Below are 18,888 nucleotides of genomic sequence, written 5' to 3'. Positions count from 1 at the left end.
GTCATCGTCGCGTCCGGGGCCGCCTTGTCTTCGGGACGGGATGCTCCCGCCGCGTCTCAGTGAATCCGGGGTACGTGCCGCAGGTCACCGTGGTATGCAGGAAAAGCAGCGGATACGCTCCGCGTTTCCGTGGCTACCCACCGCCCCCGGCGAGAGGTGCACGCGACATGACCTCCGACAAAAGGATCATCGGCGCGGCCCTGCGCGCAGAGCGCAAAGCCCAGGGCTTGGTCGTCTCCGACCTGGCCGCGCGGTTCCGCGAGGTCGCGCCACCCCACGTCCGGCTGCCCGACCGGGAACACGTGGAGACCACCATCCGAGGGCACGAGCGCGGCGCCCACTCCGTGAGCGAGCGGTACAAGCTGCTGTACTGCCTCGCCCTGGGCAAACCCGAAGAAGAGCTGTTCCCCTCAACTCCGCAGGCGCCGTCCGCCGCGGGTACCGTGGATCAAAGTCCTACTCCCGGTCAGGGGGACGACGACGTGAAACGCCGTGCCGCACTCCAGCTCCTCGCCGCGATCGGCACCGGGGCCAGCGTCCCGCCCGGCGTCCTGGAAGAGCTGCTTTCCGGCGTCGATCACGTTCTCGGCCGCACCGCCGATGTCGAGGAGTGGGAACAGACCGTTCGTGATTACGGTCATCAGATCTATCGGCGGCCGTTCGATGCGCTCATACCCGACCTGATCGCGGATATCGTCGCGGTGGGCGAACTGCTCAAGAAAGGCCGCCCACCCCGTGAGCAGGCCGGTCTTCTGCGGGTGAGCGCCGGACTTACCGGCGTCCTGGCTGAAACGCTGTGCAACGTCGGGGAAGATCGCGCCGCGCGTCGTACGTGGAGCACGGCACGCCGTGCCGCCGACGCGTCCGGCGACCGTGAGCTACGGGTCTGGGTACGGGGTAGAGCCGCCCAGCACGTCAGTTGGGCAGGCAACTCGCACCATGCCGTCATGACCATGGTCGACGACGCCGCCCACATCGCCAACGGCACCCCGTTCTCAGGACTGGCGCGCGGCTACGCCGCCGGGGCCTACCAGGCAGCCTCTCAAGGTGACAACGTCACAGCGCACAAGAGCCTCGACATGCTGAAGCGCACGTTCGAGCAGCTACCCCGCAGTTCCAGCGAACCGACGGTGCTGGATTTTCAAGAAAGCCAATTGCTCTGGAGTGAGGCGTACGTCCGCACGATCTCTGGAGATCGGCGCGCTGTGACGGCGGTCGAGAACGCCCGTGCCCTCTATCCATCCACCGCCAGAGTGCCGATCACCAATCTCGATCTGATGCGCGCCATCGACCTGGTCAAGTCCGGCGAGGTGCGCGAAGGGCTTGATCTGGCCGTCACATCGCTCACCGATCGTCCCCGTCCGGTCCTGGCCACGCGGCAGCTGGTCGGCCAGGTGCTGAGCACGCTGCCCGAACCCGCCCGGACGCTCCCGGCCGCGCGCGACCTTCGCGCACTCAGCGTCGGCGCCTAGAACGGCTCGAGGTCACCACCCGCCGCGTTCTTGAGCGATGCCCGAGCGGGCTCGCTTCCAGCCGCACGGGGACTCCGAGCGCTGACGGCTGGGGTGTGACCTCGGCGTTCAGCGCCACCGGTATGAGAGCCAAAAAATTTCGTGGTGGGGATGTCGAGATCCCGTGGGCGGCTTCGTCCCTGGTGTGAGCGCGACCAGAATGGGTCGCACCAGCGCGAGGAGAACCACGATGGCCAAGTACCTGCTGCTCAAGCACTACCGCGGCGCGCCGGCGGCGGTCAACGACGTGCCCATGGAGAAGTGGACGCCTGAGGAGATCTCGGCCCACGTGCAGTACATGAACGACTTCGCGGCCCGGCTGGAGGAGACCGGCGAGTTCGTCGACGGCCAGGCGCTCGCCCCCGAGGGGACGTGGGTCCGGTACGACGGTGAGGGGCGCCCGCCGGTGACCGACGGCCCGTTCGCCGAGACCAAGGACCTCATCGCGGGCTGGATGGTGATCGACGTCGACGGCTACGAGCGGGCCGTGGAGTTGGCCGGGGAGCTGTCGGCCGCGCCCGGGGCGGGCGGGAAGCCGATCCACGAGTGGCTCGAGCTGCGCCCGTTCCTGACCGAGCCGCCCACCGTCACCGAGTGACCTCTCCCATCGACGAGGTCCTGCTCCGGAGCCTCACGCCGAGCGTGCTCGGGATCCTCGTCCGCCGCGGAGCCGACTTCGCGGCGGGCGAGGACGCCGTGCAGGACGCGCTGGTCGAGGCGGTCCGGGTCTGGCCGGACGACCCGCCGCGTGACCCCAAGGGCTGGCTGGTCACCGTGGCCTGGCGCAAGTTCCTCGACGCGACCCGGGCCGACGCCGCCCGCCGCCGGCGTGAGGACGTCCTGGAGGAGGAGCCGCCGCCCGGGCCCGCGCCCGCGGTGGACGACACGCTCCAGCTCTACTTCTTGTGCGCCCACCCGTCGCTGACGCCGTCGTCGGCGGTCGCGCTCACGCTGCGCGCCGTCGGCGGGCTGACCACCCGCCAGATCGCCCAGGCGTACCTGGTGCCCGAGGCGACCATGGCGCAGCGCATCAGCCGGGCCAAGCGCACCGTCTCCGGCGTGCGGTTCGACCAGCCCGGGGACGTCGCCACCGTGCTGCGCGTCCTCTACCTGGTCTTCAACGAGGGCTACTCCGGTGACGTCGACCTGGCCGCCGAGGCCATCCGGCTGACCCGGCGGCTCGCGGCCGCGATCGACCACCCCGAGGTGGCGGGGCTGCTGGCGCTCATGCTGCTCCACCACGCGCGGCGGGCCACCCGGATCGCGCCTGACGGGAGTTTGGTGCCGCTGGCCGAGCAGGACCGCGGCCGGTGGGACACCGCCTCGATCGCCGAGGGCGTCGAGATCCTCCAGGCGGCCCTGGCGCGCGACCGGCTGGGCGAGTTCCAGGCCCAGGCCGCCATCGCGGCGCTCCACGCCGACGCGCCCACCGCCGAGGAGACCGACTGGGTGCAGATCGTCGAGTGGTACGACGAACTCGCGCGCCTGACCGACAGCCCGGTCGTCCGGCTCAACCGCGCGGTGGCCGTGGGCGAGGCCGACGGGCCGCGCGCCGGGCTGGCGGCGCTCGCGGACCTGGACGACTCGCTGCCCCGGTACGCCGCGGTGGCCGCCTACCTCCACGAGCGTGACGGCGACCTGGCCACGGCGGCACGGCTTTACGCCGAGGCGGCCCAGAAGGCGCCCAACCTGGCCGAGGTCGTCCACCTGACGCGCCAGGCCGCCCGTCTCAACGCTCGCTGATTGCGGTCAGGCCGCGGGGTGCATGTGCTCGCGGGCCCACTCCTCGAAGCTGGTGAGGGGGATGCCGAGGTCCCTCGCGTACTGCGGGCGGGCCGGTTGGCCGTGGACGTTCATCCACTCGTGTGAGGCGCCCATCCCCGGCATTCCGGCGGCCACTGCCTCCTCCTCGGTCATGTCCGGCGCGGACAGCGGCGTGCCCAGGACGCGGGAGAGGACCTCGGCGATCTCCGTCATCGACAGGTAGTCGCTCGCCAGTTCCAGCTCGACCCGGTCGAACAGGCCGGGTTCGGTGAGCGCCGCGGCGGCCGCCCTGCCGATGTCGTCCACCGCGGCCAGGGACAGCCGGGTGCCGGGGTTCAGGACGCTCACCAGGCCGCCCTCGATGCCGCGCGGGAACAGGAACGCCATGGACGGGCGGAAGTTGTCCATGAAGAAGCCCGGCTTGAGGATCGTCCAGTGCGGGAAGCCGGCTTCGCGGACCCGGTCCTGGATCGTGCTCTTGGTGTCCAGGCTGGGCACGATCGCGGACCAGTGGTCGTCCCAGCCGGGGGCCTCGGCGTGCTGGCCCGCGCCGGAGGTGGACGTGTGCACGAACTGCGGCACTCCGGCGGCCTTCGCACCCTCGATGAGGTTGACGGCCTGGGCGATCTCGCCGTCGAAGTCGAAGGCGTCCCCGGTGAAGGGCGCGATCTGCACGGAGAAGACGGCGCGGGCGCCCTCGGCGGCGCGGGTCACCGAGGCGCGGTCGTGGAGGTCGCCGGTGACCAGTTCGGCGCCGAGCGCCTCGACGGCCTTGGCGCGGTCGGTGGACGGGTCGCGGACCAGGGCGCGGACGGGAACGCCCGCCGCGAGCAGGGCGCGGGCGGTGGCGCCCCCCTGCTTTCCGGTGGCGCCGGTGACCAGGACGAAGGCTGAAGACATGATGCTCCCAGGATTAAGTGGCGGGGCCCGCCGTTTTTCACTTCGGTACGATACGGCGGGGCCCGCCACTTAACAACCCTGGAGATGACGCCATGCCCGACCGCCAGCGCGCGGACGCCCGGCGCAACTACGCGCGCATCCTCGCCGTCGCCGAAGAGGAGGTCGCCGCCCACGGCGCCGCCGCCTCCCTGGAACAGATCGCCCGGACCGCGGGGGTCGGGTCGGCGACCGTGCGCCGGCACTTCCCCACCCGCCGCGCCCTGCTGGAGGCCGTCTCCCACCAGCGGATCGAGGCCCTGTGCGTGCGCGCGCAGGAGCTGACCGGCGAGGGCGACAGCCGGAACGCGCTGCTGGAATGGCTGACCGACGTCGTCGCCTACTGCGTCGACGCCCGGGGGCTGGCGGCCGCGCTGCTCTACGACGAGGACCCGCTGCGCGAGAACAGCTGCGCGACGCTGATCGAGGAGGCCGGCGAGCCGCTACTGCGCCGCGCCGTGCGGGACGGCGCGGCCGCGGCGGACGTCACCGTCGCCGACCTGATCGCGCTGATCGTCGGCATCGTCCTCGCGACCGAGCACCACCCCGACCCCGCCGCCGCGGCGGACCGGCTGTTCCGGATGGCCGTGGCGGGGCTGAGCCCGTGCGGCCCGACCGGTGACGCGGTCAGGTGAAGGTGCGGCCGGTGATGCGTTCGTAGGCCTCGACGTACTTGGCGCGGGTGCGTTCGACGATCTCGTCCGGGAGCGGGGGCGGGGCCTCGCCCGACGCCCGGTCCCAGCCGGACTCGGGCGAGGTCAGCCAGTCGCGGACGAACTGCTTGTCGAACGACGGCTGCGCGTGGCCGGTCTCCCAGGCGTCCGCGGGCCAGAAGCGGGACGAGTCGGGCGTGAGGACCTCGTCGGCCAGGATGAGCTCGCCGTCCGGGGCCCGGCCCAGCTCGATCTTGGTGTCGGCGACGATGATGCCGCGCTCGCGGGCCAGCTCGGCGCCGCGCCCGTAGACCGCGACGGTGAGGTCGCGCAGCCGGGCCGCGAGCTCGGGGCCGACCTTGGACTGGACGTCGGCGAAGGTCATCGGCTCGTCGTGCTCGCCCACCGGGGCCTTGGTGGTGGGGGTGAAGATCGGCTCGGGGAGGCGCGAGCCGTCGACCAGGCCGTCCGGGAGCGGGACGCCGCACACCGAGCCGGTCTTGGCGTAGTCGGCCAGGCCGGAGCCGGTCAGGTAGCCGCGGGCCACGCACTCCACCGGGACCATGTCGAGCCGCCGCGCCACCACCGCGCGGCCCGCCCACTCCGCGGGCGCCCCGGGCGGCAGGTCGGTGGACAGGATGTGGTTGGGCAGCAGGCCGGTGAGCCGCTCGAACCACCACAGCGACAGCTGCGTCAGGATCCGCCCCTTGTCGGGGATCGGCGTGTCGAGGACGAAGTCGTACGCCGAGATGGTGTCGCGGGCGACCATCAGCAGCTCGCCGCCGGGCAGCTCGTACAGGTCGCGGACCTTGCCGCTGTGCAGGTGCTTCACCGGTCCTCCTCCACGGTCTCCAGGACCTCCACGGGGTCGCCCACGGCCAGCGGGCCCGGCGTGCGCGGCACCGCGTTCTGGCCGAAGCGGATGCCCCGCTCGTAGGTCCGGTACGAGGCCAGCGTGCGCAGCGGCTCCCGGCCGCGCTCCCCGCTGTCCTGATCGGTCGTCGTGATCACGCAGCGGGCGCAGGACCGGACCATCTCGATCACCGTGCCGCCGACCCGCAGCAGTCTGACCCGGTCCTCGCCGTACGCGCCCAGGCCCTCGACCACCAGGTTGGGCCGGAACCGGTTCATCGGCAGCGGCCCCTGATCGCCCAGCCGGTCGTTCAGGTCGGCCAGGGACTCGGCCGAGATCACCAGCAGCGGGTAGCCGTCGGCGAACAACACCTCCCCGCCGCCCCGGGACGTGGAACGGCGGCCCGTGAAGCGCACGAGGCGGCACTCGGTGTCCAGGAGGGCGGCGAACCAGGCCGCGGCCTCGTCGCCCTGGTCGATCCCCTGGCACTCGTACCGGTGCACGTAGACGTCCCGCACCGGCCCGTCGTCCACGGGCTTGTGGGTGAGCGGCGCGAATGACAGGGCGGGGTCGGCGACGTCCACGGTGAGGACGTCCCCGTCGTACACCGGCCGCATCACCGCCATCCGCCCCAGGTCGCGCTGCGACAGGAACCGGCCCTCCGGGGTGACGAGCATGAACTCGCGGTCGTACCGCAGCCCGGTCGGCAGCAGGTCGGCCGCGCGCAGGGCGGTGCCGCCGCCGCTCTTGAGCGGGTAGACGTTCAGCTCGGTCAACCGGGCAGCCATCGGGTCTCCTGGGGGTCAGGTGAGCGCGGACAGGCGGTCGAACACCGGCCCGAGACGCTCGACGAACCGCTCCGGACGGCACACCTCGTCCAGCCGCCCCTCGTTCAGGCTCAGCCCGGCCTCGGCCGCGTGCGCGCGCAGCGTGTCGCGGAACGGCTCACCGGTCTGCCACGTCTCCATCGCGGCCTTCTGGACGAGCGGGTACGCCTCGTCGTCGCGGGACATGCCCGCCTCGACCAGCTCCAGCAGCACCGTCGAGGTGTAGATCAGCCCGCCGGTCGACTCCAGGTTGGCCAGCATCCGATCGGCGTCCACCACCAGCCCCGACATCAGCCGGTTCGTGAGGTTCAGCATGTAGTCGAGCGCGATGGACGCGTCCGGCAGCGTGATCCGCTCGGTGGAGGAGTGCGAGATGTCGCGCTCGTGCCACAGCGGTATGCCCTCCATCACCGGCACCACCTGCGCCCGCACCACCCGCGCCATCCCCGCCAGCCGCTCGGAGATGATCGGGTTCTTCTTGTGCGGCATGGCCGAGGAGCCCTTCTGGCCCTTGCCGAACGGCTCCCACAGCTCCCGGACCTCGGTGCGCTGCCCGTGCCGCACCTCCAGCGCGATCGCCTCGCACACCGTCGCCATGATCGCCAGCGCGGAGACCCACTCGCTGATGCCGTCCCGGATGACCACCTGCGTGGACACGTCGGCGCTCTTCAGCCCCAGCCTCCGCGCGACATGCCGCTCGATCTCGGGGTCGATGTTGGAGTACGTGCCGACCGCGCCGGAGATCGCCATCACCCCGACGGCCTCGCGGGCGCGGCGGAGGCGGTCGCGGGAGCGCGCCATCGCGAACGCGAAGTCGGCCACCCGGTGGCCCCACACGTCCGGCTCGCCGTGGATGCCGTGCGTGCGGCCCACCCGCAGGGTCGCGCGGTGCTCCAGGGCGTGGTCGCGCAGCGTCCCGACCAGCGTGTCGGCCTTCGCCAGCAGGATGTCGGTCGCCTCGGCCAGCTGGATCGCCAGCGCGGTGTCCAGCAGATCGGACGAGGTCATCCCGAAGTGGACGTACCGGGCCGCCTCGCGCGGCTCGGTGTTGTCCGCCCACGCCGTCAGGAACGCGATCACGTCGTGCTGGGTGACCGCCTCGATCGCGTGCACCGCCTCCGGGGTCGGCGGCGGCGCCTTGCGGATCGGCTCCACCACCTCCGCCGGGATCGTGCCGGCCTCGGCGTGGGCCTCGACCACCAGGGTCTCGACCTGGCACCACAGCTCGTACTTGTGCGCGTCGCTCCAGACGCGGCCCATCTCCGGAAGGGTGTAGCGCTCAATCACCCGACGATTCTCCCAGGTCGTACGGGATGCTCGGGCCCCGCCCCCGATCAGGCCGGACCGGCCTGCGCGGCCTGCAGGGCGATGTCGGTGCGGTGGTGCGAACCGCGGAGGCCGATCCTGCCGGCGGCCTCGTACGCGGCGGCGCGCGCGGCGGCCAGGTCGGGCCCGGAACCCACCACGTTCAGCACCCGGCCGCCCGTGGCCACCAGGCGGCCGTCCTCGTTCAGCGCCGTCCCGGCCTGCAGCACGTACGCCCCCGGCACCCGCTCGGCCTCCTCGATCCCGGTGATCACGTCACCCTTGACCGGGGACGCCGGGTAGCCCTCCGCGGCCACCACCACCGTCACCGCCGCGCCCTCGTGCCAGGCCGGGCGGAACGACGGGTCCAGCCCGCCGATCGCGCACGCCTGCAGCATCCCGGCCAGCGGCGAGGCGAGGCGGTCGAGCACCACCTGCGTCTCCGGGTCGCCGAACCGCGCGTTGAACTCCACGACCCGGACGCCCTTCGCCGTCAGCGCCAGGCCCGCGTACAGCACGCCCACGTACGGGGTCTCGCGGCGCCGCAGCTCCTCGATCGCGGGCAGCACCACGGTGGCCATGACCTCGTCCACCAGCCCCGGCGGCGCCCACGGCAGCGGCGTGTACGCGCCCATGCCCCCGGTGTTGGGGCCCTCGCCGCCGTCGTAGGCGCGCTTGAAGTCCTGCGCGGGCAGCAGCGGCAGCGCCGACCGCCCGTCCGACAGCGCGAACAGCGACACCTCGGGGCCGTCCAGGAACTCCTCGATGACCACCCGGCCGCAGTCGGCCGCGTGCGCCACGGCCTCCGCGTGCTCGACGGTCACCACCACGCCCTTGCCGGCCGCGAGCCCGTCGTCCTTCACCACGTACGGCGGCCCGAACTCCTCCAGCGCCGCCAGCACCTCCGACTCCGACTCGCACACCCGCGCCGCCGCCGTCGGCACCTCCGCCGCCGCCATGATCTCCTTGGCGAACGCCTTCGAGCCCTCGATCCGCGCGGCCTCCCGATCCGGCCCGAAACAGGGGATCCCGGCCCGGCGCAGCGCGTCCCCGACCCCCTCCATCAGCGGCGCCTCCGGGCCGATGACCACCAGCTCGGCGCGCAGCCGGGCGGCCAGCTCGACGACCGCCGTCGGGTCGGCCGCGTTCAGCGCGTGGTTCTCCGCGATGGCGGCCGTCCCCGGATTCCCCGGGGCGCAGTGCAGGGCGGTGACGGCAGGGTCGCGATGCAGGGCGCGGGCGAGCGCGTGCTCGCGGCCGCCGGATCCAAGGACGAGTACTCGCACGCCGGGAGCCTATCCGCCCCGCCGGCACCGGCGCCCGCCCGCGCCGTGACCGCCGCCACACGACCCCCCGGTGAACCCCCCGGCGCGGCCGGACGTCCCACTACCGGGCGGCTTGGGCGCCTTCGGGGGTGCGATTCCCCCGATTCCCAGGCTGGTAGGCTTCTGTCGGCTTACGTGGCTGATGATGGCGAAGGGAGGTGGTCGGGATGAGTCCTGGTGATCCTTGCAATACGCCGGAGATCCCTCACAGTCCGAACTTCCCTGTTCGGAGTGTCCGTCCGTCCGCCTTCGTTCGGCGTCCGGCCCACGCCTTCGCGCGCTCCCCTCGCTAGCCGCCGGGATTCCTCCCCGGCCTCCAGGGTCGAGCGCGCCCAGACGCGCGTGCCGGCCGGCGGGTTAGGAGCACCCCATGGCCATGACACGAGTCCGCCCGGGACGCGCGACCAGGTCGCTGTTCAAGTCGCGCGGCCGCCCGCACGCCCTCCCCGCCTCCGGCCGCTCCGGCGACACCGCCGTCATCGACTGGGCCGCCTACATCGACGGCCACCGCGTCTGCACCGACACCGTCGCCGACGCCGTACGGCTCATCCGCGACGGCCGCCTCACCGCCCAGGAGGAGAGCGCCGGCTTCGTCTGGGTCGGCCTCCACGAGCCCTCCGCCACCGAGCTCTCCGACCTCGCCGAGGTCTTCGGCCTCCACCCGCTCGCCGTCGAGGACGCCATCAACGCCCACCAGCGGCCCAAGCTCGAGCGGTACGACGACGTCAACTTCTTCGTGATGAAGACCGTCGGGTACGTCCGCAAGGAGCCCGGCGCGCCCGAGGTCGTCGAGACCGGCGAGATCATGGTCTTCTGCGGCCCCGACTTCGTCGTCACCGTCCGGCACGGCGCCCACGGCGAACTCGGCCCCGTCCGCACCCGCCTGGAGCACGCCCCCGAGCGGCTCGCCCTGGGCCCCGCCGCGGTCGTCCACGCCATCGCCGACCGCGTCGTCGACGGGTACGTCAACGTCGCCGACGCCGTCCAGGAGGACATCGACGAGGTCGAAGAGGCCGTGTTCTCCCCCGAGCGCACCGACGAGTCCCGCCGCATCTACCGGCTCAAGCGCGAGGTCATCCAGCTCAAGCGCGCCGTCGGCCCGCTCGCCGGGCCCCTGCGCAACCTCGGCTCGCGGCGCTTCGTCCCCACCGAGATCAAGGAGTACCTCCGCGACGTCGAGGACCACCTCACCCGCGTCCGCGAGCAGGTCGAGTCCTACGACGAGCTCCTCAACCCGATCCTGCACGCCCACATGACCCAGGTCACCGTGGCCGACAACAAGGACATGCGGAAGATCTCCGCCTGGGGCGCCATCTTCATGGTCCCCACCGCCATCGCCGCGATCTACGGCATGAACTTCGACTTCATGCCCGAGACCCAGTGGAAGTTCGGCTACCCCATGATCCTCGGCGTCATCGCCATGGTCTGCCTGTCCCTGTACCGCGGCTTCCGAAGGAACGGCTGGCTCTAACACTGTGGAGGGGCGACCCTCCACACCACCCGGGACGGCGCGAAACGCCTCCTCCGCTCGCCTGGGGGCTCGCTGCGGACCCGCTCCCCGCCGCCCTGCCCGTCCCTCCACTCCGCTGGCGCTCCGCTCCGGGCCGGCCAGTGAAAAGCAAGGGCAGAGCGGGGCTGGGGTCGCGGGTCTAGTTGGGGACGGGGAGGGTCGTCTTCAGCCAGGGGTCCGGGACGGGGAGGCCGTGGGCCTGGAGGACGAGCCGTAGGCGGTCCGGGTAGTCGGTGACGATGGCGTCCACGCCGTAGGCGAGGTAGCGGGTCATGTCGTCCGGCTCGTTGACCGTCCAGACCGCGACCGGGAGGGCCAGGCGCTGGGCGCTCTCGACCAGGGACGGGCCGGCCAGGGCCCATTCCGGGGAGAGGGCGGTGGCGCCGATGTCGAGGGCGGCGCCGGCCGGGTCGGTGTGGGGCTGGCCCGCGAACCAGAGGGTGCCGGGCACGGTGGTCCGCCGGTCGATCAGGGCGACCCGGCCCGCGTCGGGGGCGTAGCGGCGGGCCTCGACCAGGACGCGCCAGTCGAAGGCCAGCAGGCGGCTGCGGGCGGTCACGCCGAACGCCTCCAGGACCTCGGCGACCGCGGCGGTGAAACGGGTGATCTCCGTGTCGGGCCAGTCCGGGTCGGTCTTGAGCTCGACCGCCAGGTGGACGCCGGGGACGGCGCTGAGGAGGGCGCAGACCTCGGCGAGCGTGGGCAGCGGGGTGCCCGGGATGGGGAGCTGGGTGAGCGCGAACGGGTCGTCGTCGTGCTGAGGGCGGCGGGTGCCCGCGTCGACGGTCCTGACCTGGGCGAGCGTCAGGTCCCGCAGCGGCCTGCCGACGTAGGGGAACAGCGGGTCGCCGGGACGCACCGGGCCGGTGTCGGCGGTGGTGAGCGGTGACAGCACCTGGTCGTGGCTGAGGACGACGACGTCGTCGGCGGTCAGCCCGACGTCGAACTCGAGCGCGTGCACGCCCAGCGCCAGCGCGTGCGCGAACCCGGGCAGGGTGTTCTCCGGCCGGAGACCCCGAGCGCCCCGATGCCCGTGCAGCTCGACGGCCTCCCCGGTGAAAGTCACGGCAGGCACGCTACAGCCCGTGGCGGAACTCGTCGTGGCCGAACGGTGAGAATCGATCGAACGGGCTCAGATCAGCGGGCGCAGCGACAGCGTCTGGTCGCGGCCGGGGCCGACGCCGATCGCGGAGATCTGGGCGCCGGACATCTCCTCGATGGCGCGGACGTAGGCGCGGGCGTTCTCGGGAAGGTCCTCGAAGGTCTTGGCGCCGGTGATGTCCTCCTGCCAGCCGTCCAGGTACTCGAGGATCGGCTTGGCGTGGTGGAACCCGGTCTGGGTGGTGGGCATCTCGTCGACGCGCTCGCCGTCGACGTCGTAGGCGACGCAGACCGGCACCCGCTCCAGGCCGGACAGGACGTCCAGCTTGGTGAGGAAGTAGTCGGTGACGCCGTTGACCCGGGTGGCGTAGCGGGCGATGACCGCGTCGAACCAGCCGCAGCGGCGGTCGCGGCCGGTGGTGACGCCGTACTCGCCGCCGGTCGTGCGGAGGTATTCGCCCTGCTCGTCGAGCAGTTCGGTCGGGAACGGGCCCGAGCCGACCCGGGTGGTGTACGCCTTGATGATCCCGATCACCTTGGTGACCTTGGTGGGGCCGACGCCCGAGCCCGCGCACGCCCCGCCGGCGGTCGGGCTGGAGGAGGTGACGAACGGGTAGGTGCCGTGGTCGATGTCCAGCAGCGTGCCCTGGGCGCCCTCCAGCAGGACGACCTTGTCGTCGTCGAGGGCCTTGTTGAGCACGAGGGTGGTGTCGGCGACGAACGGGCGCAGCCGCTCGCCGTAGGCCAGGTACTCCTGGACGATCGGGCCGGTGTCGATCCGGCGCCGGTTGTAGACCTTGGTGAGGACCTGGTTCTTCTCGCGCAGCGCGAGGTCGAGCTTCTGGGTGAGGATGTTGGCGTCGAACAGGTCCTGCACCCGGATGCCCATCCGGTTGATCTTGTCGGCGTAGGCGGGGCCGATGCCGCGTCCGGTGGTGCCGATCCGGGCCTTGCCGAGGTAGCGCTCGGTGACCTTGTCCAGCGCACGGTGGTGGGGCATGATCAGGTTGGCGTTGGCGGAGATCAGCAGCCGTTCGCAGCCGATCCCGCGGTCCCGGAGGCCGTCGATCTCCTGGAGCAGCACGGCCGGGTCGATGACCACGCCGTTGCCGATGACGGGGACGACGTCGGGGGACAGCACGCCCGAGGGGAGCAGGTGGAGGGCGTAGCTCTTGTCGCCGATGACCACGGTGTGGCCGGCGTTGTTGCCACCCTGGTAGCGGACGACGTAGTCGACGTCGCCGCCCAATAGGTCGGTGGCCTTGCCCTTGCCCTCGTCTCCCCACTGGGCCCCGACAAGAACGATGGCCGGCATGCCGTTACACCTCTCCCACGACGAAGGCCCCTGATCGCAAGCGCGAAGGGGCCTCTTGCGATCAAATCGTACCCGGGAGCGGGCGATGAAGAAACCGCGCCTCGCCCTGGGGCTTCAGCGGCCGGTGCGGGGCCAGTGGTTCTCGGTGAAGAGGCGGGCGACGAGTTCGCCGCGGCTGGAGACGCGGGCCTTGGCGAAGATCGCCTTGATGTGGTCGCGGACGGTGTGCGGCGAGATGACCAGGGCGGCGGCGATGTCGCCGGTGGGGAGCCCGCGCGCGATCATCTGGGTGATCTCCAGTTCGCGGGGGGGAGAGGCCGTACGCCTCGGCGATGATCGGGGCCATGTCGGATCCGGCGGCGGGCTGGATGACCATCGCGGTGCCGCCGGGCGCGCCGCCGGGGCCGTCGAGGGCGGAGGCGTGGCAGATCAGCCACCGGCCGTCGCGGGTGCGGATCCGCACCCGGGCGCCGCCGCGGTCGCGTTCGGCGGCGACGGCGCGGGCCTGGGCGGCGGTGCCGGCGAGCCAGATCGGCAGCCGCAGCCCGGACGGGTAGCGGGCGGACGGCCCGGCGGGCATGAGGTCGATGTACCGGCGGGCCTCGTCGTTGATCGAGATCGGTGCGCCGGACGGGTCGAACAGGACCAGGCCGGGGCCGGGCGCGGCGTCCGGCGCGGGCCGCGGGACGGGACGGGCCAGGTCGCGGAGCCGTCCGGCGAGCGGCGCGGACAGCCCGGCGACGAGCGCGACGTCCGCGGGCCCGAAGGGGGCGCGGCCCTTCTCCCGGAACAGGCTGACGACGCCCCAGGGCCGGTCGCCCGCGCGCAGGACGGCCCGCAGTTCGTCGCCCACGCCCTGGCGGGCCAGCAGCTTGCGGAACTGTGCGCTGCGCGCGGGCAGGTCGCCGGTGCTGGCGCGGATCCCGGCGGCCGGGACGGCGGCGCGGGCCAGTTCCCGGTACGGGACGACGTCCTCTTCCAGGAGGGCGGTCTCCCAGTAGGAGAAGCAGTGCTCGCCGCCGCCCAGGTTCTCCACCAGCATCGGCGCGGTGATCAGTCCCGTCTCGGGGTCGGTGGCGGACCAGGCTGCGGCATCGAAGGGCAGCATCCGGCGCAGGCGCGCGGAGGCGGTGCCGAAGAGCTCCGTGGCGTCCCGGGCGTGGGCGGCCCGTTCCAGGAGGGCCCGCGTGCCGCGCTGTTCGATCATCGTGTCCAGCCTGCCCGGGGAGGTGGAGCGTTCGCACCCCCTCGAATGGGGGATCGCGCCCGGCGCGGATCCCCGAACCGGGGGGATGGGGGCGGCGCGGCCCGGCGACCAGGCTTCCTCAGGTCGGACGAGATCGGAGGAAGGCATGGAGATCGGGATCATCGGGGCGGGCGCGGCGGCCGTGGGGCTGCTGGACGCGCTGCCGCCCGGGACCGCCGAGGCGGTCACCGTGTTCGACCCGGCGCGGCTGCCGTGGCGGGGGCGGCCGTACCAGCCGGATCTGGACTCCGTACGGGTCAACGTCACGCCGGAGATCAGCTCGATCCGGTTCCGGGACGGCGGCCATTACGTGCGGTGGCTGGGGGAGCGCGGGGCCGTCCACATGGACCGGCTGCTGGGCAGGCCGCTGGTGCCGCGCGGCGTGTTCGGCGGCTACCTGGAGGACACGGCGCGGGCGGCGCTCACCAAGTTCGGGCGGGCGCGGGTGGTGCGGGCGGCCGTGACCGGCGTCTCCGCCGGTGAGCGCCTCACGTTGACGACGGGGGACGGGCGCCGCCATGAGGTCGACCGGGTGGTGCTGTGCGTGGGCGGCGGCGCGCCCCTCGACCACTACGGGCTCACCGGCACGCCCGGGTTCGTCCCGGACCCCTACCCGCTGGAGCGGACGCTCGCGGACGTCCCGGCGGGCGGCGACGTGGCCGTCCTCGGCAGCGGCCTGACCGCCGTCGACATCGTGGTGTCGCTGGCCGCGCGCGGGCACACGGGGCGGATCTCGCTGGTGTCGCGGAGCGGGGCGCTGCCGTACGTGTGGCAGCGACCGAGGGAGATCGAGCTGCGGCATCTCACGTTCGAGCGGGTGCGCGCCCTGACCGGCCCGGTGACGCTGGACGCCCTGGCCGGGCTGATGCGCGCCGAGCTGGCGGAACACGGCGAGGACTGGGACGAGCTCGCCGCCCGGATCGCCGCGGACGCCCGGTCCGCCGACACGGCCGGGATCCTGCGCCGCGGGGTCGACGAGGTGGACTCCCCCGCCGTGGGCCGCCAGATCCTGCGGATCACGGCGCACGGCCTCGCCCCGCGGGTGTGGCGGATGCTGCCCGGCGCCGACCGCCGCCTGCTCCGGGAACGCCACTTCCGCACGGCCGTCGGCCTGGCCTCCCCGATGGTCCCGGTGAACGCCGCCGCGCTGCTGGACCTCTTCGACTCCGGGCAGCTCGAAGCGGTGCGGGGCATTCAGAAGATCGAGCCGGGACGCGGGGCGCGCGGCGGGTTCCGGCTCGCGCACGCGGCGGGCGAGCGGACCGCCGACGTCGTGATCAACGCGGTGAACCCGCCCCCGCACGCGGTCCCCCGGACCGCCGAGCCGCTGGTGACGGCGCTGCTGGCGGCGGGGGCCGCGCTGGATCCGTCCGGCGGCCTGCGCACCGACCCGTCCACCGGGCGGCTCCTGGTCGGCGGGCGGCCCGACCCGCGCGTGCACGTGGTCGGCGACCTCGCGGGCGGCGGGTCGTTCGTCACCTCCGGCATCCCGGCCGTCGCCGCCCGGGCGCACCTGGCCGCGGCGTCGCTCGCGCGCTAGGCGCTGGGGGTGCCGTTGAGGGTGTCGGCGGCGGTGGCGCTGCTGTCGCGCAGGAAGGTGCGGCAGCGCTCGGCCTCGTGGTCCTCGCCGATGGCGGCGGCGGCGCGGCCGAGGGCGTGCAGCGCCCGCAGGAACCCGCGGTTGGCCTCGTGCTCCCACGGCACCGGGCCGTGACCCTTCCACCCCGCCCGGCGCAGCTGGTCGAGGCCCCGGTGGTAGCCCGTGCGCGCGTACGCGTACGACTCGATCACGCTGCCGCCGGCGAAGGCGCGATCCGCCAGCGCGGCCCACGCGCCCGGGTACTCCGGATGGCGCGCGGCCACCTCGACCGGGTCGGTGCCGGCGTCCAGGGCCTCGCGGGCCTCGGCGTTGTCCGGCAGTTCGGTCGGTGGCGGGCCGCCGAGCAGATTCTGGGTCATGCGGGTCATGGTAGGTGGCCGGGACCGGGGCCGCTCAACCCGGGGTCACCACCGGGTTCACCGGCGGGTTCGCGGCCGGGACCGGCAGCGGGAGGCTGTAGCGCGCGGCGCCGTCGGCGCCGACCGGGCGGGCGGCGGGCCAGCTGCTGAGGATCGCCAGCGTCGCGGTGCGGTTCTCCAGCAGGACGTCGGCGTCGAACTCGGTGATGCCGCGCCGTCCGGCCAGCGCGGCGAGGTAGCCGACCAGCGCGGTGGCGAGGCCGTGCCGCTGCCACGGGTCGGCGATCAGGACGGCCAGCTCGGCGCGCCAGGGGCGGTCCGGGTCCCGGACGTACTCGGCGATGCCGATCATCTCGCCGTCCAGCAGGGCGGCCATCGCCTCCCGGTCCCAGTGGTCGAGTACGGCGAGGGCGGCCGCGTACTCCTCGGGGATCCGCGGGGTGCCGGACCAGAACCGCGTGTAGAGGCTGTGCCGGGAGAGCCGGGCCGACATCCGGCGCAGCCGCTCCCCGTCGGTGATCCCGTACGGGCGGAAGCGCACCTCGGAGGCGATGAGTTGCTTCATAAAACTCATTGGACCGCAGTGCGTTTCATGAAGCAACTATGTCGGAGGTAAAACCGGGCGGCGGAGTGTCAGAGACCGGCGCCCGGACCGGGACGCGTCTCGACCTCGTCCGGCTGCAGGCGCTTGCCGCACGCGTCGCAGCTCAGGTCGTCGCCCAGGACGCCGCCGCAGCCGGCATGCGCGACGATCACCGGCGGGCCCGCCGGGGCGTAGTGCCGGTCGCCCCACCGCATCAGCACCATCATCGCGGGCCACAGCTCCACGCCCTTGCGGGTCAGCCGGTACTCGTAGCGGTCGGGGCGCTCCTGGTAGGGCACCTTCCGCAGGATCCCCTCGTCGCAGAGCCGGGTGAGCCGGTCGGTCAGCACGTTCCGGGCGATCCCGAGCGCGTCCTGGTAGTCGTCGAAGCGCCGCACGCCCTCGAAGGCGGTACGGATCACCAGCATCGTCCAGCGGTCGCCGACGACCTCCAGCGAGCGGGCGACCGAGCAGTTCTGTGAGTCGTAGGTGCGGGGCAGTACCACGCTCCGAGCCTACCCAGGTTGTGTGACACAACGAACCCGTGAACGGTGCGGGAACCGGTCCGCGACGGCAAAGGCCGGCGGGCCCGGAGCGGGCCCGCCGGCCTCGGCGGTCTCGGGGGCGATTACTTGATCTTCTGGCCGGCCGACTGCAGGCTCTGGCAGGCCTCGACGACCCGCTCGGCCATGTTGGCCTCGGCGGCCTTGCCGTACGAGCGCGGGTCGTACTGCTTCTTGTTGCCGACCTCGCCGTCGATCTTCAGGACGCCGTCGTAGTTGCTGAACATGTGCGCGGCGATCGGGCGGGTGAAGGCGTACTGGGTGTCGGTGTCGACGTTCATCTTGATCACGCCGTACGACACCGCCTCCCGGATCTCCTCCAGGGACGAGCCGGAACCGCCGTGGAAGACCAGGTCGAACGGCCGGTCCTTGCCGTGCTTGGCGCCGACCGCCTCCTGGATCTCCTTGAGGACCTCGGGACGCAGCTTCACCGCGCCCGGCTTGTAGACCCCGTGCACGTTGCCGAACGTCGCCGCCAGCATGTAGCGGCCCTTCTCACCGATGCCGACCGCCTCCGCGGTGGCCAGCGCGTCGCCGGCGGTGGTGTAGAGCTTCTCGTTGATCTCGTTGGCGACGCCGTCCTCCTCGCCGCCGACCACGCCGATCTCCATCTCCATGATGATCTGGGCCTTGGCGCACTCGGCCAGCAGCTCCGCGGCGATCTGGAGGTTCTCCTCCAGCGGCACCGCCGAGCCGTCCCACATGTGCGACTGGAACAGCGGCCGCTCGCCGCGCGCCACCCGCTCCTGGGAGACCTTGATGAGCGGCCGCATGAAGCCGTCCAGCTTGTCCTTGGGGCAGTGGTCGGTGTGCAGGGCGATGTTGACCGGGTACTTCTCGGCCACCACGTGGGCGAACTCGGCCAGCGCCACCGACCCGGTCGTCATGTCCTTGACGGCCGAACCGGAGAGGTACTCGGCGCCGCCGGTGGAGACCTGGATGATCCCGTCGCTCTCGGCGTCGGCGAAACCGCGCAGCGCCGCGTTCAGCGTCTGGCTGGAGGTGACGTTGATGGCGGGGTAGGCGAAGCCCTCCTGCTTGGCACGGTCGAGCATCTCCGCGTAGACCTCGGGCGTTGCGATGGGCATTTCAGCGTCCTTTCTTACGCAGCGGTGCCGCCGGGCATCCGGCCGGGCGGTGCGCCCCGGCCCGCGCGCCCCGGCCGAGGCCGGAGGGACGCGGGGCCCGGGCAGGGCGTGCCGTCCACGGTCAGTATCTCGTGCCGATCCTCACCCGCCATAAGGGTGGGCTCCACAGCCGCCAGTATCCCGGATTACCCGTCACGGCGTCCGCCAAGCCCCCGTGCGAACGACGCAGAAGCCCGCAGAGGCGCGCGGGCGTTCCGGACGACCCCGGACATGGCGGATACATGTCACGTTCCCCGTAGAGCCCTACAAAAGCGTCCAGGCCCAACCGGGTCCGCGCCGCTCACGGGAA

At 72.8% G+C, this 18,888-nt stretch carries 18 protein-coding genes; 6 read left to right on the top strand and 12 right to left on the bottom strand.

The genetic code is table 11. From position 1 onward, the window contains the following. Positions 1-167 precede the first annotated feature (167 nt). From ACZ466_RS20275 to ACZ466_RS20265, 3 genes are all read left to right on the top strand, one after another. A complete protein-coding gene (locus tag ACZ466_RS20275) occupies positions 168-1,472 on the top strand; it encodes an XRE family transcriptional regulator (protein WP_378282990.1) in 1,305 nt (434 codons plus the stop codon). 229 nt (positions 1,473-1,701) lie between these two features. Then, entirely contained in the window at positions 1,702-2,109 is a 408-nt protein-coding gene (locus tag ACZ466_RS20270; protein ID WP_378282989.1) for a YciI family protein, read from the top strand. A gap of 8 nt (positions 2,110-2,117) precedes the next feature. After that, entirely contained in the window at positions 2,118-3,254 is a 1,137-nt protein-coding gene (locus ACZ466_RS20265; protein ID WP_378283024.1) for an RNA polymerase sigma factor, read from the top strand. 6 nt (positions 3,255-3,260) lie between these two features. Here the strand turns inward: ACZ466_RS20265 and ACZ466_RS20260 are convergent, their stop codons facing one another. Beyond that, positions 3,261-4,175: an NmrA/HSCARG family protein gene (locus ACZ466_RS20260; protein WP_378282988.1), complete on the bottom strand. Its 915-nt coding sequence runs from the start codon at positions 4,173-4,175 to the stop codon at positions 3,261-3,263. 92 nt (positions 4,176-4,267) lie between these two features. Between ACZ466_RS20260 and ACZ466_RS20255 the strand changes: the two genes are divergently transcribed. Next, positions 4,268-4,846 (top strand): TetR/AcrR family transcriptional regulator, encoded by a 579-nt coding sequence (locus ACZ466_RS20255; RefSeq protein WP_378282987.1) that lies wholly within the window; start codon positions 4,268-4,270, stop codon positions 4,844-4,846. On the opposite strand, the gene ACZ466_RS20250 is transcribed toward ACZ466_RS20255, so the two are convergent. Genes ACZ466_RS20250 through purD form a run of 4 tightly spaced genes read right to left on the bottom strand, consistent with a single transcriptional unit; the run spans position 4,839 to position 9,135 of the window. Then, positions 4,839-5,696 carry a phosphoribosylaminoimidazolesuccinocarboxamide synthase gene (locus tag ACZ466_RS20250; RefSeq protein WP_378282986.1) on the bottom strand — a complete coding sequence of 286 codons (858 nt, stop codon included), beginning with the start codon at positions 5,694-5,696 and terminating at the stop codon, positions 4,839-4,841. The two genes, ACZ466_RS20255 and ACZ466_RS20250, sit on opposite strands and share 8 nt — an antisense overlap. Next, positions 5,693-6,505: an MOSC domain-containing protein gene (locus ACZ466_RS20245; protein ID WP_378282985.1), complete on the bottom strand. Its 813-nt coding sequence runs from the start codon at positions 6,503-6,505 to the stop codon at positions 5,693-5,695. The genes ACZ466_RS20250 and ACZ466_RS20245 overlap by 4 nt, the downstream gene beginning before the upstream one ends. 15 nt (positions 6,506-6,520) lie before the next feature. Next, on the bottom strand, positions 6,521-7,831 hold the full coding sequence (gene purB, locus ACZ466_RS20240; protein ID WP_378282984.1) for an adenylosuccinate lyase: 1,311 nt from the start codon (positions 7,829-7,831) through the stop codon (positions 6,521-6,523). Positions 7,832-7,878: 47 nt separating this feature from the next. Further along, the gene (purD, locus tag ACZ466_RS20235) at positions 7,879-9,135 is read right to left on the bottom strand and encodes a phosphoribosylamine--glycine ligase (protein WP_378282983.1); all 1,257 of its coding nucleotides are present in this window, start codon (positions 9,133-9,135) and stop codon (positions 7,879-7,881) included. A 409-nt stretch (positions 9,136-9,544) separates the two neighbouring features. Between purD and ACZ466_RS20230 the strand changes: the two genes are divergently transcribed. Next, entirely contained in the window at positions 9,545-10,645 is a 1,101-nt protein-coding gene (locus ACZ466_RS20230; protein WP_378282982.1) for a magnesium and cobalt transport protein CorA, read from the top strand. A 178-nt stretch (positions 10,646-10,823) separates the two neighbouring features. On the opposite strand, the gene ACZ466_RS20225 is transcribed toward ACZ466_RS20230, so the two are convergent. The 3 genes from ACZ466_RS20225 to ACZ466_RS20215 form a co-directional block, all read right to left on the bottom strand. Beyond that, positions 10,824-11,750, bottom strand: coding sequence for a glycerophosphodiester phosphodiesterase family protein (locus ACZ466_RS20225; RefSeq protein WP_378282981.1), 927 nt, complete (start codon positions 11,748-11,750; stop codon positions 10,824-10,826). Between the two features lie 66 nt (positions 11,751-11,816). Further along, on the bottom strand, positions 11,817-13,100 hold the full coding sequence (locus ACZ466_RS20220; RefSeq protein ID WP_378282980.1) for an adenylosuccinate synthase: 1,284 nt from the start codon (positions 13,098-13,100) through the stop codon (positions 11,817-11,819). Between the two features lie 61 nt (positions 13,101-13,161). Continuing rightward, a complete protein-coding gene (locus ACZ466_RS20215; protein WP_464043899.1) occupies positions 13,162-14,307 on the bottom strand; it encodes a LuxR family transcriptional regulator in 1,146 nt (381 codons plus the stop codon). Between the two features lie 145 nt (positions 14,308-14,452). Here ACZ466_RS20215 and ACZ466_RS20210 point away from each other — a divergent pair, with 145 nt between their 5' ends. Continuing rightward, the gene (locus ACZ466_RS20210) at positions 14,453-15,886 is read left to right on the top strand and encodes an FAD/NAD(P)-binding protein (protein WP_378282978.1); all 1,434 of its coding nucleotides are present in this window, start codon (positions 14,453-14,455) and stop codon (positions 15,884-15,886) included. Here the strand turns inward: ACZ466_RS20210 and ACZ466_RS20205 are convergent. From ACZ466_RS20205 to fbaA, 4 genes are all read right to left on the bottom strand, one after another. Beyond that, complete coding sequence (locus ACZ466_RS20205; RefSeq protein WP_378282977.1) at positions 15,883-16,314, bottom strand: DUF3151 domain-containing protein; 432 nt, start codon at positions 16,312-16,314, stop codon at positions 15,883-15,885. The genes ACZ466_RS20210 and ACZ466_RS20205 overlap by 4 nt on opposite strands. Positions 16,315-16,339: 25 nt before the next feature. Next, positions 16,340-16,870, bottom strand: a complete 531-nt coding sequence (locus ACZ466_RS20200) for a GNAT family N-acetyltransferase (protein ID WP_378282976.1) — start codon at positions 16,868-16,870, stop codon at positions 16,340-16,342. Between the two features lie 68 nt (positions 16,871-16,938). Beyond that, positions 16,939-17,394 (bottom strand): winged helix-turn-helix transcriptional regulator, encoded by a 456-nt coding sequence (locus tag ACZ466_RS20195; protein ID WP_378282975.1) that lies wholly within the window; start codon positions 17,392-17,394, stop codon positions 16,939-16,941. Between the two features lie 122 nt (positions 17,395-17,516). Further along, a complete protein-coding gene (fbaA, locus tag ACZ466_RS20190) occupies positions 17,517-18,539 on the bottom strand; it encodes a class II fructose-bisphosphate aldolase (RefSeq protein ID WP_378282974.1) in 1,023 nt (340 codons plus the stop codon). Positions 18,540-18,888 lie beyond the last annotated feature (349 nt).

The sequence above is a fragment of the Actinomadura rugatobispora genome, assembly GCF_055379765.1.
Note: the sequence above shows the minus strand (reverse complement) of the source record. Positions and strands in the feature narration are given on the sequence as shown.

Coding starts and splice junctions, on each gene's coding strand:
- ACZ466_RS20275 (WP_378282990.1), top strand. CDS start 168: ATGACCTCCGACAAAAGGATCATCGGCGCGGCCCTGCGCGCAGAGCGC.
- ACZ466_RS20270 (WP_378282989.1), top strand. CDS start 1,702: ATGGCCAAGTACCTGCTGCTCAAGCACTACCGCGGCGCGCCGGCGGCG.
- ACZ466_RS20260 (WP_378282988.1), bottom strand. CDS start 4,175: ATGTCTTCAGCCTTCGTCCTGGTCACCGGCGCCACCGGAAAGCAGGGG.
- ACZ466_RS20255 (WP_378282987.1), top strand. CDS start 4,268: ATGCCCGACCGCCAGCGCGCGGACGCCCGGCGCAACTACGCGCGCATC.
- ACZ466_RS20245 (WP_378282985.1), bottom strand. CDS start 6,505: ATGGCTGCCCGGTTGACCGAGCTGAACGTCTACCCGCTCAAGAGCGGC.
- ACZ466_RS20230 (WP_378282982.1), top strand. CDS start 9,545: ATGGCCATGACACGAGTCCGCCCGGGACGCGCGACCAGGTCGCTGTTC.
- ACZ466_RS20220 (WP_378282980.1), bottom strand. CDS start 13,100: ATGCCGGCCATCGTTCTTGTCGGGGCCCAGTGGGGAGACGAGGGCAAG.
- ACZ466_RS20215 (WP_464043899.1), bottom strand. CDS start 14,307: ATGATCGAACAGCGCGGCACGCGGGCCCTCCTGGAACGGGCCGCCCAC.
- ACZ466_RS20210 (WP_378282978.1), top strand. CDS start 14,453: ATGGAGATCGGGATCATCGGGGCGGGCGCGGCGGCCGTGGGGCTGCTG.
- ACZ466_RS20205 (WP_378282977.1), bottom strand. CDS start 16,314: ATGACCCGCATGACCCAGAATCTGCTCGGCGGCCCGCCACCGACCGAA.
- ACZ466_RS20200 (WP_378282976.1), bottom strand. CDS start 16,870: ATGAAGCAACTCATCGCCTCCGAGGTGCGCTTCCGCCCGTACGGGATC.
- fbaA (WP_378282974.1), bottom strand. CDS start 18,539: ATGCCCATCGCAACGCCCGAGGTCTACGCGGAGATGCTCGACCGTGCC.